The organism is Streptomyces sp. NBC_01618 (assembly GCF_045209435.1).
Taxonomy (GTDB): domain Bacteria; phylum Actinomycetota; class Actinomycetes; order Streptomycetales; family Streptomycetaceae; genus Streptomyces.
The window spans coordinates 1,520,141-1,536,432 of the sequence record NZ_CP109297.1 but is presented as its reverse complement, the minus strand read 5'-3'; the positions used below and the strand labels follow the sequence as shown (position 1 = coordinate 1,536,432).

16 protein-coding genes are annotated in these 16,292 nt (G+C 71.5%); 8 read left to right on the top strand and 8 right to left on the bottom strand.

Annotated features, from left to right (window positions below):
- Positions 1–19: 19 nt before the first annotated feature.
- Positions 20–514 carry a DUF402 domain-containing protein gene (locus OH735_RS07305; protein ID WP_406380465.1) on the bottom strand — a complete coding sequence of 165 codons (495 nt, stop codon included), beginning with the start codon at positions 512–514 and terminating at the stop codon, positions 20–22.
- Positions 495–1,415: a GNAT family N-acetyltransferase gene (locus OH735_RS07300; RefSeq protein WP_406380463.1), complete on the bottom strand. Its 921-nt coding sequence runs from the start codon at positions 1,413–1,415 to the stop codon at positions 495–497. The genes OH735_RS07305 and OH735_RS07300 overlap by 20 nt, the downstream gene beginning before the upstream one ends.
- 69 nt (positions 1,416–1,484) lie before the next feature.
- Between OH735_RS07300 and OH735_RS07295 the strand changes: the two genes are divergently transcribed.
- The gene (locus OH735_RS07295) at positions 1,485–1,862 is read left to right on the top strand and encodes a GntR family transcriptional regulator (protein ID WP_406380462.1); all 378 of its coding nucleotides are present in this window, start codon (positions 1,485–1,487) and stop codon (positions 1,860–1,862) included.
- Positions 1,863–2,132: 270 nt separating this feature from the next.
- Here OH735_RS07295 and OH735_RS07290 read toward each other — a convergent pair whose 3' ends face one another.
- Positions 2,133–3,254 carry a DUF5925 domain-containing protein gene (locus OH735_RS07290; RefSeq protein WP_406386452.1) on the bottom strand — a complete coding sequence of 374 codons (1,122 nt, stop codon included), beginning with the start codon at positions 3,252–3,254 and terminating at the stop codon, positions 2,133–2,135.
- Positions 3,255–3,450: 196 nt separating this feature from the next.
- Here OH735_RS07290 and OH735_RS07285 point away from each other — a divergent pair, with 196 nt between their 5' ends.
- A complete protein-coding gene (locus tag OH735_RS07285; protein WP_406380460.1) occupies positions 3,451–4,260 on the top strand; it encodes an SGNH/GDSL hydrolase family protein in 810 nt (269 codons plus the stop codon).
- Positions 4,261–4,532: 272 nt separating this feature from the next.
- Complete coding sequence (locus tag OH735_RS07280) at positions 4,533–4,796, top strand: hypothetical protein (RefSeq protein ID WP_406380459.1); 264 nt, start codon at positions 4,533–4,535, stop codon at positions 4,794–4,796.
- A gap of 250 nt (positions 4,797–5,046) precedes the next feature.
- Here OH735_RS07280 and OH735_RS07275 read toward each other — a convergent pair whose 3' ends face one another.
- Both OH735_RS07275 and OH735_RS07270 read right to left on the bottom strand, forming a co-directional pair.
- Entirely contained in the window at positions 5,047–5,799 is a 753-nt protein-coding gene (locus OH735_RS07275; RefSeq protein ID WP_406386451.1) for an ABC transporter permease, read from the bottom strand.
- A 71-nt stretch (positions 5,800–5,870) separates the two neighbouring features.
- Positions 5,871–6,848 (bottom strand): ATP-binding cassette domain-containing protein, encoded by a 978-nt coding sequence (locus tag OH735_RS07270; protein ID WP_406380458.1) that lies wholly within the window; start codon positions 6,846–6,848, stop codon positions 5,871–5,873.
- A 63-nt stretch (positions 6,849–6,911) separates the two neighbouring features.
- Between OH735_RS07270 and OH735_RS07265 the strand changes: the two genes are divergently transcribed.
- The gene (locus OH735_RS07265; protein WP_406380456.1) at positions 6,912–7,619 is read left to right on the top strand and encodes a TetR/AcrR family transcriptional regulator; all 708 of its coding nucleotides are present in this window, start codon (positions 6,912–6,914) and stop codon (positions 7,617–7,619) included.
- Positions 7,620–7,642: 23 nt separating this feature from the next.
- Here the strand turns inward: OH735_RS07265 and OH735_RS07260 are convergent, their stop codons facing one another.
- From OH735_RS07260 to hmgA, 3 genes are all read right to left on the bottom strand, one after another.
- Complete coding sequence (locus tag OH735_RS07260; RefSeq protein WP_406380454.1) at positions 7,643–8,869, bottom strand: type ISP restriction/modification enzyme; 1,227 nt, start codon at positions 8,867–8,869, stop codon at positions 7,643–7,645.
- Between the two features lie 60 nt (positions 8,870–8,929).
- The gene (locus tag OH735_RS07255; RefSeq protein ID WP_406380452.1) at positions 8,930–9,715 is read right to left on the bottom strand and encodes a GntR family transcriptional regulator; all 786 of its coding nucleotides are present in this window, start codon (positions 9,713–9,715) and stop codon (positions 8,930–8,932) included.
- Between the two features lie 83 nt (positions 9,716–9,798).
- The gene (gene hmgA, locus OH735_RS07250) at positions 9,799–11,127 is read right to left on the bottom strand and encodes a homogentisate 1,2-dioxygenase (RefSeq protein WP_406380451.1); all 1,329 of its coding nucleotides are present in this window, start codon (positions 11,125–11,127) and stop codon (positions 9,799–9,801) included.
- 123 nt (positions 11,128–11,250) lie between these two features.
- Here hmgA and OH735_RS07245 point away from each other — a divergent pair, with 123 nt between their 5' ends.
- From OH735_RS07245 to OH735_RS07230, 4 genes are all read left to right on the top strand, one after another.
- Positions 11,251–13,434 (top strand): right-handed parallel beta-helix repeat-containing protein, encoded by a 2,184-nt coding sequence (locus OH735_RS07245; RefSeq protein ID WP_406380450.1) that lies wholly within the window; start codon positions 11,251–11,253, stop codon positions 13,432–13,434.
- Entirely contained in the window at positions 13,431–14,315 is an 885-nt protein-coding gene (locus tag OH735_RS07240; protein WP_406380448.1) for a hypothetical protein, read from the top strand. The genes OH735_RS07245 and OH735_RS07240 overlap by 4 nt, the downstream gene beginning before the upstream one ends.
- Positions 14,312–15,595 carry a hypothetical protein gene (locus OH735_RS07235; RefSeq protein ID WP_406380446.1) on the top strand — a complete coding sequence of 428 codons (1,284 nt, stop codon included), beginning with the start codon at positions 14,312–14,314 and terminating at the stop codon, positions 15,593–15,595. The genes OH735_RS07240 and OH735_RS07235 overlap by 4 nt, the downstream gene beginning before the upstream one ends.
- Positions 15,596–15,662: 67 nt before the next feature.
- Positions 15,663–16,283 carry a TetR family transcriptional regulator gene (locus OH735_RS07230; protein WP_406380444.1) on the top strand — a complete coding sequence of 207 codons (621 nt, stop codon included), beginning with the start codon at positions 15,663–15,665 and terminating at the stop codon, positions 16,281–16,283.
- Positions 16,284–16,292: the final 9 nt, after the last annotated feature.

Genomic DNA, 16,292 nt, shown 5'->3' with positions numbered 1-16,292 from the left:
GACCCGGGGCCGGGGCCGGTCAGGCCAGCAGCGTCGCGAGACCCTCCGTGCGGGCCAGGTGTTCCAGCTCGTCCAGGGCGCGGCGGGCAGCCCCGGCCGCCGCCGGATCGCGTTCGGCGAGACCGCTCTCCTCGAACTCGTCCTCGTCCAGCCGGAGTACGGACGTGCCGTCCGCCGACACCCACAGATCCAGGTCCAGATCCTCGACCCGCAGCTCCCCGTCCCGCAGCACCGCGGGACGGGTCACGTCGCAGTACCAGCCCTTGAGTTCGCCCGCTCCGGTACGGACCTCCTTCACGGCGAACCAGTGATTGCGCCAGTAGTGCTCGGTGAACACATCGCCGGGCTCGAACCGTACGAAGCCGAAGTCACGGACCCCCGGCGCCGCCCACGGCGCACGCACCGTCACCCGGTTGCCGTCGTCGCGGACTACAACGGCCAGATACCGGATCTTGGTCCGCCCGGCCTTCACCAGGGCGACCGTCAGCGCGGTCTCAGCCGAGCTTGCGGACATACCGTACCTCCGTGGCGCAGATCTCGTAGCCGAACCACCGGTTGACGGCCAGCATCGGGGCGTTCTCCGCGTCATTGCCGGTGTACGCGTCCGTGTACCCGGCGGCACGCGCCCGGTGCAGCGAGTCGTTCTTGGCGAGCTTGGCCAGGCCCCGGTTGCGGTACGCCCGGCGGGTGCCGGTCATCCCCGACATGTAGCGGGTCAGCCCGTCGGTCTGCGCCGCGCTGAACGCCGCCACCTCGCCGTCGACCACCACGACCGAGGTGAGCTCGTGGTCGAGTCCGGGATGGCGCCAGATCTGCCGGAGCCAGTCCTCGTAATCGGACAGTTCGGCCGGGGTGTCGCTCGGCTCGTCGGCCGTGGTCTCGGCGTCCGCCTCGAAGAGCGGGCGCGGATCGTCGGCGAAGTCCGCGCCGGTGCGCAGCTCGACGCCGGCCGGGAGATCCTGACGGGGCGGCAGCGACCCGCCGGCCAGATCGAGGCGGAGGAAGTGCGCCGAACGGCTCGGTGCGTAGCCGCGCTTCTCGGCGAAGGCGCGGTTCGCCGGAGTGTCGAGCACCCAGCTGTAGACCGCGACCGCACCCTCCCGCGCCAGATGCTCCTCGGCCGTGCTCAGCAGCAGCCCACCCGCCCCGAGCCCGGTGCGGTCCGGGTGTGTGTACGTATTGCAGAACGCCTGGTCGGGTTCGGGGCTGTCGTGGGCGAGGCCGACCTGCGCGGTCCCGATCAGCTCTCCGTCCTTCTCGGCGACCAGGAGCCGGTAGCGCGTGTCGGGATGGGCGGCGGCGAGATCGAAGGCGACCTGCTCGGGAGTCGTCACCATGGAGGGCAGTGCGGCGCGCCGGACCCGCACCCAGGCCTCCGCGTCGGCGGGCAGGAAATCGCGAATGAGGACAGTCATGGGCCGGACGTTACGCGTGGGTGCCTGCCGGGCGCCCCTGTTTTTCCGGCGGTGGGGGACAATCGGCGGGTGACTCTGAAGATCGCCCTTGATCCGGATGCCGGTACCGCCCCGTACGAGCAACTGCGCACGCAGATCTCCGAACTGGCCCGCTCCGGCGCGCTGCCCGTCGGTTTCAGACTTCCGACCGTACGCGGCTTCGCCGAGGAGCTCGGCCTCGCCGCGAACACCGTCGCCAAGGCGTACCGGGCGCTGGAGGCCGACGGGGTGATCGAGACCCGTGGCCGCAACGGCACGTTCATCGCCGCCGCCGGTGACGCGGCGGAACGTCACGCGGCGGCCGCCGCGCAGGAGTACGCGGAGCAGGCGCGGCGGCTGGGCCTGTCGCGGGCCGAGGCGCTGTCCCGGGCCGAGGACGCGTTGCGGGCGGCGTACGGGGCGCGGTGAGGCGGGGCGTGGGCGCGGGTCCGGGCGTGGGCCGGAGCCGCGGCCCGGACCGGGGCCGTCCGGCGGCCGGTTGGTCGTCCGTCGGCGGACGGGCTCGAACGGTGGCTCAGAGGCTGTCGGGTGACCTCTGACCGGGCGGCCACGCCCTGGCACGCACGCTTCCTGCGTTGTCCTCGGTCGACGACGCTCCGCGTCGCCTCCCTCCTCCGCCTTGGAATCGCACGCACCAGACCGCGTCCGCTTTCCGATCCGAGGTCACCCGACAGCCTCTCAGAGATACAGGCCCGCGTCCGCGCCGGAGTCCTGCTTCGGTACCGACGCGGGGCTGCTGCCCCGCCGCAGCGCGTACAGCTCGGCGAGCGTGGCCCCCTCGCGGCCGAGCCCTTCCTCCGTACCCAGCCAGGCCACCGCCTCCTTGCGGGTCAGTGAACCCACCTCGATCCTGGCGAGGCAGCGGCCGGGCCTGACCACGGCCGGGTGGAGCCGCTCCAGGTCCTCGTTGGTGGTGACCCCCACCAGCACATTGCGGCCCTGGCCCAGCAGTCCGTCGGTGAGGTTCAGCAGCCGGGACAGCGCCTGGCCCGCCGTGTGCTTCGCCTCGCCGCGGATCAACTCGTCGCAGTCCTCCAGGAGCAGCAGCCGCCAACGGCCCTTCGCCGTGCCCTCGTCCTCGCCGATCGCGATGTCCATCAGATAGCCGACGTCGTTGAAGAGCCGCTCCGGATCGAGCACGCAGTCGACCTGGCACCAGTCCCGCCACGAGCGCGCGAGCGTGCGCAGCGCGGATGTCTTGCCGGTGCCGGGCGGGCCGTGCAGCAGGAGCAGCCGGCCGGCGATGTCGTCGGGGGTGACCTTCATCAGCCGGTCCATGGCATCGGCCACCGGTGCCGTGTAGTTGTCGCGGACCTCGTCCCAGGTGCCGGCGGCGATCTGCCGGGTGGTGCGGTACGGGCCACGGCGCGGGGACACGTACCAGAAGCCCATCGTCACGTTCTCGGGCTGCGGTTCCGGTTCGTCCCGGGCGCCGTCCGTCGCCTGGCCGAGGATCCGCTGAGCGAGCTCCGGGCTGGTCGCGGTGACCGTGACGTCGGCGCCGCGGCTCCACCGCGAGATGAGCAGCGTCCAGCCGTCGCCCTCGGCGAGGGTGGCGCTGCGGTCGTCGTCGCGGGCGGCACGCAACACCTTGGCCGCCGGGGGCAGCAGAGTGGCCCCGGCCTTGACGCGGTCCAGGGAGGAGCTGTGCGAGTACGGCTGCTCGCCCGTTGCGAAGCGGCCGAGGAACAGCGCGTCGACGACATCGGACGGGGAATCGCTGTCGTCGACGGTGAGCCGGATCGGCAGAGCGGACTCAGGGTTGGCAGACATGGCGCCCATGATCCGGCACGAGGGCATCCCGCGCACCCAGGTTTCATCACCTTCCTCCCCGCTCGAGCGGGGCAATTGCGGACATGACGCGACGTCAAAGGGGGCGCACAGGAGAACTCGTCGGAACAACTTGGCATGGACACTTCCGGTGAGGGTGTGCGTACTGCTACCACGGACACGGCAGACCGGCGGAGATCCTGCCGGTCGGCCCAAGGGAGGTTCCATGAAAATGTCCAGACTCGTGGCGTTCTCGTCCTCGCTCCTGCTCGGTGCCGTACTCGCTCTGACCGGAGCGGTCACCGCCAACGCCGCCACGTCTGTGCAGGCCGTCGACTACGTAGCCCTCGGCGACTCGTACTCCTCGGGTGTCGGATCCGGCAGTTACGACAGTGCCAGCGGGGACTGCAAGCGCAGCACCAAGGCCTATCCCAAACTCTGGGCCGCGGCCAACTCGCCCTCGTCCTTCGCCTTCACCGCTTGCTCGGGTGCCCGTACGGGTGATGTCAAGGCCGGTCAGCTCGGCCCGCTCAACTCCTCGACCGACCTCGTCTCGATCTCCGTCGGCGGCAATGACGCGGGCTTCGCCGACGTCATGACCACCTGCGTCACCCAGTCGGAGGCCGCCTGCCTCAGCCGGATCGCCACGGCCCGCAGCTATGTCGACACCACCCTGCCCGGCAACCTCGACTCGGTGTACTCGGCGATACGCGCCAAGGCGTCGTCCGCGCGTGTCGTCGTCCTCGGCTATCCGCGCTTCTACAAGATCGGCGGCAGCTGTGTCGTCGGTCTGAGCGACAAGGTGCGCGCCGCGATCAACGACGCCTCCGGCTACCTCAACGCGGCGACCGCCAAGCGCGCCGCCAACCACGGCTTCACCTTCACCGATGTCGCGGGGAAGTTTACGGGGCACGAGATCTGCTCCGGAGATGCCTGGCTGCACAGCCTCAACTGGCTCAACATCGGTGAGTCGTACCACCCCACCGCGGCCGGACAGTCGGGCGGCTACCTGCCCGCCTTCGCCTCGGCCGCCTGACCCCCCACCCAGTACCTGCGCCGGGCCCGTCCGGTCGTCCGACGGGCAGGAGGCCCCCGTCCGCAGGGGCCTCCGTCCGGCACCCTGTCGATCCCTGCCGGTGGACCACTTCCGTTCTGTCCAACTCGCCCTGGAATCGGGAGGATTCGGAGTGGGTGCGTCAACCTCCGTATGTGTGTGCTCAATCCTGCGACCGGGATACACGAGTGTCGTCGCGGGGGGATAGGGTTAATCTGCCCGGGTCGGGTGCCCTCGTTAGGGTGGGGAGTGACATGGAACAGATAACGGTGCGCAGCAGGCCGCGTGTGCCTGCCATCACATGCGGGAGCAGTGCGACGAGTTCGCGCCTCGACCGCCATCTCGCGGTGCTCGGCGGACCCGCCGTCCCGCAGCGGGAGTCCGCGGAGGCGACGCTGCTGATGCGCGAGCTCACCTCGCGCGATGCCGCCCATCGCCGTCAAAGCAAGAGCGCGCGGGTCTCCCTCTTCGCGCCGCTGCGTCGACTGCGCCGCTCGCTCTTCGGCAGCCGCCACTGACCCGACGGCCCGTCACGACCGCTCATCGTCCACCGCCCAGGCTCTCCCCGGCCAGGGTTCATCGTCCAGCTCCCCCCGCTCGGGCCGGTCGGACGATCTCACCGTCCCGGCGCTGCGCTGCGCTGCTGTCCGCTCTTCCGTCTCCCCGGAGCCCGCAGCAGCGCTTCGGTGCGCTTGCCGAGGCCCATCGTCCTGCCCGGCGCCCCGGGTCGGCCCGGCGCGCTGCCTCGGTGAGCGCGGCGCGTGGCGGTCATTCGCCGCCGCGCGCGTAACGCCGTACGGCCAGCGGCACGAACACCGCGAGGAGCACCACCGACCAGGCGAGCGTCCCGGCCACCGGATGGGCGACCGGCCAGGCGGCGTCGGCCGCCGGGGACGCGTTGCCGAACAGTTCGCGGGTGGCCGAGGCCATCGCGCTGATCGGGTTCCACTCCGCGACCGTCCGCAGCCAGCCGGGCAGGTTGTCGGTCGGGATGTACGCGTTCGACAGCAGCGGCAGGATGAAGGTGGCGCTGCCCAGCTGACCGGCGACCTCCTCGTTGCGGATCAGCAGGCCCAGCCAGTAGCCCAGCCACGACGTGGCGAACCGCAGGAGCAGCAGCAGTCCGAAGGCTCCCAGGGCGGCGAGCGGGCCGCCCTCGATCCGCCAGCCGACCGCGAGTCCGACGAGGATCAGCGGAATCATGCCGATGGCGGTGGTCAGCAGATCCGCGGCGGTCTGACCGAACGGTACGGCGGGCCGGCTCATCGGCAGCGTACGGAACCGGTCCATCACCCCGCGGTCACAGTCCTGCGAGGCCTGGAACATCCCGACCATGATGCCGTTGGCCGCCGTCGCCGCCAGCAGGCCCGGCACCAGGAACGCGCGGTACTCCTGGCCGGGCATGGCCAGGGCGCTGCCGAACACGTAGCCGAAGAACAGCAGCATCGTGATCGGCATGGTCTGGGTCAGGATCATGACACCCGGCGCGGCCTTGATCCGCTGCAGATGGCGGCCCAGCATGGCCAGGGCGTCGGCGACCGGGGCGCTCGTGGCCGGTGTGACGTTCGGCTCGTGGGCCGGTGCGATGCCGCTCATGCTGCCGTCTCCTTCAGGGGTGGGGAGGTGCGGCTGTCGCCGCGGCCGGTCAGGCGGAGGAAGACCTCGTCGAGCGTCGGCGGGCGCAGGCTCGCGTCGACCAGCGGTACGCCCGCCCCGTCGAGTTCGCGGACGATACGGGGGAGGGTGAGCGTGGTGTCGGTCGTGACGGCGCCCACGGTGCGGCGCTCGTGGTCGAGTACCGGTTCGGTGCCGGTGAGCTGATCGAGTACGGCTGCCGCCGGGACCAGCGCCGAATCATGGGGGACGACGACTTCGGCGTAACTGCCGATGCGGGCCTTCAGCTCGGTGGGGGTTCCGCGGTGGGCGGCCCGGCCCCGGTCGATCAGCACGATGTCGTCGGCCAGTTGGTCGGCCTCCTCCAGGTACTGCGTGGTGAGCAGGACGGTCGTGCCCCGCCCGGCCAGTTCCCGTACGGCTGCCCAGATCTGGTTGCGGCTGTGCGGGTCGAGTCCGGTGGTCGGCTCGTCCAGGAACAGCACCCTGGGGCGGGTCAGCAGACTGGCGGCGAGGTCGAGACGGCGGCGCATGCCGCCCGAGTAGGTGCGGGCCGGGCGGTCGGCGGCCTCCGCCAGCTCGAAGCGCTCCAGAAGCTCGTCGGCGCGGGTGCGCGCGGCCTCGCCGCGGAACCGGAGCAGCTTGGCGAAGAGCCGCAGGTTCTGCCGGCCGGACAGCTCGCCGTCGACCGAGGCGTTCTGCCCGGTGACGCCGATCGCCGCGCGCACCGCAGCCGCCTCGCGCACCACGTCGTGGCCCGCCACCCGGGCGCTGCCGCCGTCCGGGAGCGTCAACGTGGTGAGGACCCGGACGGCGGTGGTCTTGCCCGCGCCGTTCGGCCCCAGCACTCCGCAGACGGTGCCCTCGGCGACCGCGAGATCGAGTCCCCGTAGCGCGTGGACATCGCCGTAGCGCTTCTCCAGACCTTCACTAAGTACACCGTACGTAGTTGTCATGCGTACACCGTACCGCACTACGTACGGTGTACGTAACTACGATGGTGGGAGAGGTGATGATCAATGGTGGGGCGACCCGCTGTACCCGAAGTGATCTGGGCGCGCCCCGAGCGTGCGGGCCGCGGCCCCAAGCCCGCTTTCAGCCGCGCCGCCATCGCGGCAGCCGCTGTCCGCATCGCCGATGCGGAGGGTTTCGACGCGGTGTCCATGCGGAAGGTCGCGGCGGAGCTCGGCTGCGGCACGATGTCGCTCTACAACTACGTGCCGCGCAAGGAGGACCTGCACGAGCTGATGCTCGACGCGGTCAGCGGCGGGTACGAGTTCCCGGAGCCGTCCGGCGACTGGCGCGGCGATCTCATCGCGCTGGCCCATCAGGCCCGCGAGATGATGCACCGCCACACCTGGGTGCCCCGGCTCATGTCACCCGTGTACGGCTTCAGCCCGAACGCGCTGCGGTATCTGGAGTACACGCTCAGCTGCCTGGACGGGGTCGACGCGCGGTTCGGCGAGAAGATGGAACTCATCGCCATGGTCAACGGCGTGGTCACCACCTATACGGCCAACGAGATCGCCACGGCGGAGCGCAGCCGGTCGCTGCCCTGGTCCGAGGAGCAGGAGCACGCCGCGCGCACGAACTATCTGATCAGTCAGATCGCCACCGGGAAGTATCCGCGGATGGCGGCGGGATTCGCCGAGGACTCCGGGCCGATCGATCTGGACGGGGTCTTCGACCGGGCGCTGCACCGGGTGCTGGACTCCTTCGACCGGTAGTGCGCGGGGCCCCGGGCGCCCCGTCACAGCAGCGCGAACTGCCCGTCCGGGCCCTCCTCCTGATGGTCGAGCACCGAGGCCGGCCGCCGGGCCGCGACCGGGACCGGCAGGACACCCGCCGCGCGGAGGTCGTCGGCCGTGATCCGCGGGCCGTCATCCACGACCTCCTGCCGGGGCCGGAGCTCGGCCAGCAGGGCGAGCACGGTGATCAGTTCCAGCAGCTCCGAGGTCCACTCCTGGGGCCAGGTACGCGGCCGGACCGCTTCCAGGCCGTCCACGTCATCCGCCCCGGCCGTCGCCGTACGGCGTTCGAACCAGAGCTCCAGCATCCGGACGCCGCCCACCCGGAACTCCCACGCCCCGGCGGGCACGGGCGAGATGCGGCCCGTGCCGAGCAGGAGCGCCTCGTCGGCCCGGTCGTACTCCAGCGTGGCCGGTACGGGCGGAACCGAGGCCCGCACATAGGGGCGGCGCCCGCCGGGCAGCCGCGGGCGCTCCCCGCCCCGGGCGCCGCGCAGTTGCAGCCGCAGCAGCTCCTGACCCAACTCCACGCCTGCCGACCAGTGCGCCGTGTCGGCCGGCAGCGGGACCACGCACCCGGCGGGGGAGTGGCGGGCCGCCGCGAGTATCCACGCCAGCACGGAATGGTCCGTGACCGCATCCCCGTGGCGGGCCCGGAGCAGTGCGAGGAGGCCCGGGGCCAGATTGGGTTCGAGACCTCCGGGGCGCCGGTACAGCGGCCGGATCCGGCCCGGCCGGCCGGCGGGGGAGTCGCCGTCGGGCAGGAGCGCCGTCACGGACAGGGCGGGGCCGGTGTCCTGGGGCACGTACCCGTGCTCGACGGCGAAGAGCTGGTGCCCGTCGGCGACCCGCCACAGCTCGGGGCGGGCCGCGTCGATCAGCCGGTGGTCGGGGAGCAGCCACTGTTCGTCGAACGGGCCGTGCAGGATCCGTACCGGCTCGGGACACGGTCCGCTCTCGCGGGCGAACCGTCCGGTGCCGGTGGACTGTCCCGGAAGCGCCGCCACCGGCGTCTGCGGGGTACGGAGACGGGTGGGCCAAAACAGCCGTTCGCGCTCGGCGGCCTCCGCCCGGACCAGCCGCTCCCAACGAGCCCTGAGCGAACCGGCGTCCGGGGCGGTCACCCAGGGGCGCCCGGTCCGCAGCGGTCGTACGGACCATGGCATGAGGTCGTCGAGCAGCGGGCTGTCGTCGTCCCCGCCGGTTCCGGCGCCCGCCCGTGCTGCCACCGTGTCGTCCTCCCCGTCGCCACCGCCTCCGGCATCGTAACGGCGTCGCGGGGCGGGCCGTCAGCTCGCTTCCACGGTCACCGAGAAGGAGAACCGGTCGCCGCGGTAGCGGATCTGGGCCACATCCACCACCCGGCCGCTCTCGTCGTACGTCACGCCCGTGTAGAACAGGATCGGGCTCAGCAGCGGGACCTGGAGGAGTTCGGCGGTCGCCGGGTCCGCGAGACGCGCCTCGACGGTGTCGGTGATGCGCGCGATCCGGACGCCGACCCGGTCGCGCAGCACCTTGGTCATCGGCCAGCGTTCGAGATCGGCGACATCGAGCCGGGCCGCCACCTCGGGACGCACCGCGTTCTCCGCCCAGTTGGTGGGCTCGTCGCTCTCCCCGTCACGGCGCAGCCTGCGGTAGCTGACCACCTCGGCGCAGTCGGGGAAGTACTCGGTGAGATCGCCCGGCACGGCGATCGGACCGTGGTCGAGGACCTCGGCCCGCTCGCCCGACTGCTGGGCCACGATCGCGTCGATCGAGCCCAGCAGCCGGACCGGTGACACCCGGCGGGCGCGCGGCTCGATGAACGTGCCGCGCCGCCGGTGCCTGCTGATCAGCCCTTCCGTCTCCAGCTCCTTGAGTGCCTGGCGCATCGTCAGAACGCTGACGCCGTAGTGCGCGGCGAGCTGCTCCTCGGTCGGCAGCCGGGCCGAGGCGTCCTTGGTGCGGCCCAGTATCGAAGCGCGCAACGACTGCGAGACCTGGTACCACAACGGCAGTTTGCGGTTCAGGACCAGTGAATCGGGGGCGAAGGCGTGTCCCTGGGACAGCTTGGGCATCTGAGGCATCTGAGGCATCTGAGGCACCTGGGTCACCTGGTCTCTCCGTACTGCGACACAGCGGACGCGACGACACGGGGGCCGATACGTGGCGTCGTTGCCTACGGCCTGAAGTTGCGGCTCAGACCCTGCCACACGTCGTCGTAGCCGCGTTGCAGATGGTCGGCGGCGGCCGCCTGCCCGGTCGCCGTCACCGGCCAGCGGGTCTCGAACATGAAGGCCAGGCCGTCGTCGATCTTCTGCGGCCGCAGCTCCGCCTCGCTCGCCCGGTCGAAGGTCTCCCGGTCGGGGCCGTGCGCCGACATCATGTTGTGGAGCGAGCCGCCGCCCGGTACGAACCCGCCCTTGCCGGCCGTCTTCGCGTCGTACGCGCCCTCGATCAGGCCCATGTACTCGCTCATCACATTGCGGTGGAAGTACGGCGGCCGGAAGGTGTCCTCGCCCACCAGCCAGCGCGGCGCGAAGACGACGAAGTCGACCCCGGCCAGCCCCGGGGTGTCGGACGGCGAGGTCAGCACCGTGAAGATCGACGGGTCGGGATGGTCGTAGCTGATCGAGCCGATGACATTGAAGCGGCGCAGGTCGTAGACGTACGGGGTGTGGTTGCCGTGCCAGGCGACCACGTCCAGCGGCGAGTGGTCGTAGGTCGCGGACCAGAGGTTCCCGCAGAATTTGTTGATCACCTCCACCGGGCGTTCGTCGTCCTCGTAGGCGGCGACGGGGGCGAGGAAGTCCCGGGCGTTCGCCAGGCCGTTGGCGCCGATCGGGCCGAGGTCGGGGAGGGCGAAAGGCTGACCGTAGTTCTCGCAGACGTAGCCGCGGGCGGTGGCGTCGAGCAGTTCCACCCGGAAACGGACGCCGCGCGGGATCAGCGCGACGTGCCCCGGCTCGGCGCGCAGCAGGCCCAGTTCGGTACGGAGCAGCAGGCCGCCCCGCTCCGGGACGATCAGCAGCTCGCCGTCCGCGTCGCTGAACACCCGGTCGGTCATGGACGCGTCGGCGTGGTAGAGGTGCACGGCCATGCCGGTGCGCTGCGTCGCGTCGCCGTTGCCGCCGAGGGTCCACAGGCCGGCCACGAAGTCCGTACCGGCCGCGGGCGCGGGGAGCGGGTCCCAGCGCAGCCGGTTGGGGTCGGGCACGGATTCGGTGAACGGAGCGGTCCGGATCGCCCCGTTGTCGATGCGGACGAACGGGGGATGAGCGGCCGACGGGCGGATCCGGTAGAGCCAGGAACGGCGGTTGTATACCCGCGGTTCGGTGAATGCGGAGCCGCTCAGCTGCTCCGCGTAGAGCCCGAGGGGTGCGCGCTGAGGAGAGTTGCGGCCGTGCGGCAGCGCCCCCGGCACCGCCTCCGAGCTGTGCTGATTGCCGAAACCGGCGCAGTACTGGGGCCCTTCCGCCGTCTTCCTCGCCTGCTCGATGCCGCTCATGTGCGCTCCCGGTGCCGAAGAAATCCTATGGACAACCGTAGGAATCGGATCGAAGCGCGTCAACGGCATTCGTGGTGCACAGGGGGGGTTCAAAAAGCTGAACAATGCTCTACTCTCCCGCTCATGTCGTGGACACGAAGGCTTCTGGTGGTCCTGGCGGCGCTCGCCGCCGCCCTCCTCGCGGCTCCGGCCGCCCAGGCGCACGAGGAACGTCCGGTCACCCTGCCCGACGGAACGGGCAGCGTCCCCGTGTACCGCACCGGCGGACCGGATCTGCTGGTCTGCAAGAGCGACCGGGCGGACTTCGAGCGCCGCATAGCCGGCTTCCCCCAGGGGCTGCGGGACCGGAACCTGAAGCTGTTCGACCGGTGTCTGAAGTCCGGCTACCGCCATCTGCAGCAGGCCGTCGACGCGGTCGGCAGGCCCGGCATGAACATCGCCATCCTGCCCGGCCTGTACGAGGAGGAGCCCTCGCTGCCCAAGCCGACGGGGGAGTGCGCCCGGCTGAAGGCGCCCAACTCCCAGCTCGGCTACCAGATCCTGTCCTACGCGCAGCAGGCGCACTGCCCGCACAACCAGAACCTGGTGGCGATTCTCGGGAAGAAGAACCTCCAGATCGAGGGGACGGGCGCCGAGCGCACGGATGTCGTCATCGACGCCAAGTACCAGAAGCCCAACGCGATCCGCGCGGACGGCTCCGACGGCGTCTACTTCAAGAACTTCACCGCCCAGCGCACCACGTTCAACTCCCTGTACGTCCTCGCCCAGGACGGCTTCGTCATCGACTCCGTCCTCACCCGGTGGAACGACGAGTACGGGTTCCTGACCTTCGCGAGCGACCACGGGCTGTACAAGAACTGCGAGTCGTACGGCAACGGGGACTCGGGCATCTACCCCGGCAGCGCGTCGAACATCAATGACGCGTACGGCTACGACGTGCCGCGCTACTCGATCGAGATCACCGGCTGCCGCAGCCACCACAACATGGTCGGCTACTCCGGCACCGCGGGCGACTCCGTCTACGTCCACGACAACGAGTTCGACCACAACATGGGCGGCGCCTCGATGGACAGCGCCTTCCCCGGCCACCCGGGACTGCCGCAGAACCACGCCCGCTTCGAACGCAACCTGATCCACGACAACAACGCCGACTACTACCCGTACGTCGCCGACGGGACCTGTGCCAAGCCGCCCGTGGACCGCGGCTACGAGGACGGCGTCGTCTGCCCGCAGATCTCCATGCCGCCCGGCTCGGGCATCATCACCGCGGGCGGCAACTGGAACCTCTACGAGAACAACTGGATCTACGGGCAGAAACGCGCCGCCTTCTTCCTGACCGCGGTCCCCGCCTTCATCCGCGGCGAGAACGCGCTGTCCAAGCAGACCGACACCTCCCACCACAACCGGTACGCCGGCAACCACCTCGGCACGGACAAGGCGGGCAACTCCCGGCCCAACCGCACCGACGTGTGGTGGGACGGTCAGGGCGACGGCAACTGCTGGCAGTCGGACACCGGTCCGTCCTCCCCGCGCGCCCTGCCCACCTGCGGCTCCGAGCGCGGCGCCGTGTCCGGACGCACCGACCGGCTCGTCGGCGAACCGGTCAAACTGGCCCAACTGCTGGTCTGCGCCGACTACAACGTGCAGGCGCGCCGGCTGCCGGCCGGCTGCGACTGGTACGGAGCACGTGGCATCGAGCGCATCGAGGTGCAGCTGGCACTGGCGGTCGCGGTGGTGCTCGCGCTGGTCGGCGGGGTGCTGTGGTGGCGCAGGCTGCGCGGCAGCGGGTTCGCCACCGCCGTCACGGTGCTGGGCTTGATCGGTCTCGGGCTGGACGTGGCCGGATCGACGATGGGGCTGGCCTCCTCCTACGTGCCCGCGCTGGCGCTGCTGCTGACCGGGGTGTGGTGGACCGGGATCGGGCTGGTGCTGCGGGGCGAACGGCCGTGGCTGGGCTGGACCACGGTGGTCCTGGGCGCGCTCACGCTGCTCGACGCCGTCGACAAGGCCGTGTTCATGATCCCGTGGATTCCGCTCAGCCCGGCCTGGGTGCGTGGACTGCTCGGTGTGATCTGGGTGGTGTGGGCCGTCGTGGTCGCCGCCCGGCACGGCGAACGGGCGGCGTCGGGCGAACGGGCGGCGTCGGGCGAACAGGGAGCGTCGGGCGAACAGGCGGCCTCGGGCGAACAAGGAGCGTCGGCGGAGGGCCGGGATCCGGACGCGGACGCGGGCGCGGGTGCCACGCCGACTTCTGCCCAGGCCCCCGCCCAGGCCCCGACCCCCGCCCCGGAAGGAGACGTGTCGTGAGGCGTTCCCCCAGGCGACCGCGGGCCGTCCGGCCCGGCGTCGCAGCCGTCACCGCACTCACCGCGGGCGCCCTCCTGTTCGGAGCGAGCGCCTGCGGCGGCCGGGCCACCACCCACCACAAACCCGGCACCAGCCACGAGCAGGCCGGCGGCAGCGTCGGCCGGCTCCTCACCGCGGACGACGGCTCCGGCCATCGGCTGCGTCAGGTCGACGCCAAGGGCGCCCCCGAGGTGACGGTCGACGTCCGGCCGGACTCCGAGGACGGTTGGAACGTCCATCTCTCCGTACGGAACTTCCGGTTCACCCCGGACAGCGTGGGCGGCGCCGCTCTCCTCGGGCGCGGCCACGCCCGGCTCTTCCTCGACGGCCACCCCCTCGCCCGGGTCTACGGCTCCTGGTACCACCTCCCCGAATCCCTCGTCCGCGGCGCCGGTGGCGGCACCGGCCTCACCGCCCGGCTCTATGCCGACGACCACACCGCCTGGGCCGTGAACTCCGCCCCGATCCAGGCCACCACCTCCCTCTCCACTGCCTCCGCACCGCCCACCGCACCGCCCACCGCACCGCCCACCGCACAGCCCACCGCCCCCGCGACGCACTCACCGGAATCTCCCCGGCCCGACACGACCCTGGAGATCGTCGTCTCCCACGGCAAGGTCAGCCCCGCCCCCGGCCGCACCGAGATCAAGAAGGGCCGGATCATCGCCCTCCGGGTCCGCAGCGACCACGCCGACACCCTCCACGTGCACGGCTACGACAAGGAGGCCCGGCTGCCCGCCGGAAAGACCGTCACGCTCACGTTCACCGCCGACCGCACCGGGCTCTTCGAAGTCGAGACGCACGAGTCCGACCTGCTCCTGACCCAACTCGTCGTACGGTGAGCGTCCTCGCCCATGGCATCGGCGCCCAGCACGATCTCCCGCTGTCCCCCTTCTACGCCTTCGCCGGCGCCTTTGCCGCGCTCTTCGTCTCCTTCCTCGCGCTCGGCCTGCTCTGGTCCGCCTCCCGATTCCGCGGCGACCGGGCCGGCCGCCCGATCCCGGCCGCCGTCCAGCGCCTCGCCGACGCCCACCCCACCCGTGTCGCCGCGCGCGTACTCGGGCTGGCCGCCGCCCTGTTCGTCACGTTCCACCTCCTCCTCGGCCCGGACGACCCGGACCGCAATCCGGCCCCCGGCGCCGTCTACGTACTCCTCTGGGTCGGACTCGTCCCCGCCTCACTCCTCCTCGGCCCCGTCTGGCGACTGCTCAACCCGCTCCGTACCGTCCACCTCCTCGGCTGCCGCGTGTTCGGCCGCGACCCGGGCGCGGGCCGCCCCCTTCCCCCGCGCCTCGGGCTCTGGCCCGCCGCGGCCGGGCTCCTGGCCTTCACCTGGCTCGAACTCGTCGCACCCGACCCCGCGTCGACCACCGCCCTCCTCCTCTTCCTCGCCCTCTACACCGCCGTCCATCTCGCGGGCGCCGCCCGCCACGGCGCCGGATGGTTCGACCGGGCGGACGCCTTCGAGGTCTACTCGGGGCTGCTCGCCCGGCTCTCCCCGATCGGCCGCCGCCCCGCCGACCGCCGCCTCGTACTCCGCTCCCCTTTCAACGGCCTCGATGCCACCCCGCAGACCCCCGGACTCGTCGCCACCGTCTGCGTCATGCTCGGCTCCACCGCCTACGACGGCTTCTCGGATGCCCCGTCCTGGATCACCACCGTCCAGACCTCACCGCTGGGCCGTACCACCGCGGCCACGCTCGGACTCCTGGGCGCCGTCGCCCTCGTCGCCACCCTCTATGCCCTCTGCACCGGCGCCACCCGGCTGATCTCCGGCCGGCTCCGCCACCCCCTCACCGCCTTCGCGCACTCGCTCGTCCCGATCGCCCTCGGCTATCTCGTCGCCCACTACTTCACGCTCTTCGTCACCGAAGGACCACGCACCGTCATGGTGGCATCCGGCACCGACAATCCCGCTCCGCCCGAATCGCTCCTGGGCCCGGGCTCAGTCGCCACGCTCCAGGTCGTCGCGATCGTCCTCGGCCACGTACTCGGCGTCGTCGCGGCCCACGACAGGTCCGTACGCCTCTTCCCGCCCGGCCGCGCCGTCGCGGGGCAACTCCCGCTCCTGGTCCTGATGATCACGTACACCATCGGCGGGCTGTCCCTGCTCATCGCATGAGGCCGCGCCCGTCACCCGCAGCGGCTCCGGCGCCGGCCCGCCACCCGCAGAGGAGACCCACGGCATCATGGAGCCCGTGCCCCATGCGAATACGAACCTCCGCCGTGCCCCCGTGCAGCAGCGCAGCGCCGAACGCCTCGCGCGGATACTCGACGCCTGCGCCGAACTCCTCGACGAGACCGGCTACGAGCAGCTCTCCACCCGGGCCGTCGCCGTCCGCGCCGGGGTCCCCATCGGTTCCGTCTACCGGTTCTTCTCCAACAAACGCGCGCTGACCGACGCGCTCGCCCGGCGCAATCTGGACAGCTACGCCGAACGCATCACCGCCCGGCTCGCCGTCATTCCGGCCGACGACTGGCGCAGCGCCATCGATGCCGTCCTGGACGAGTACCTCGGGATGAAGCGCTCCGTGGCCGGCTTCGCCCTCGTCGACTTCGGCACACCGGCCCCCGACGACGACCCGGCCGACGACGCCAACCAGCGGGTCGCCGGCCGGCTCACCGAACTCCTCTCCGGGCACCTCGGCCGCGCCCCCGACGAGGATCTGCTCCGGACGGTCCTGGTCTGCGTCGAGGCCGCCGACGCCCTCCTCCAACTGGCCTTCCGCGTCGACCCGTCGGGCGACACGGCCATCGTCGCCGAGACCCGCGTCCTGCTCCGGGCCTACCTCGCGCAGGTCCTGGACTGACCGCGCCGG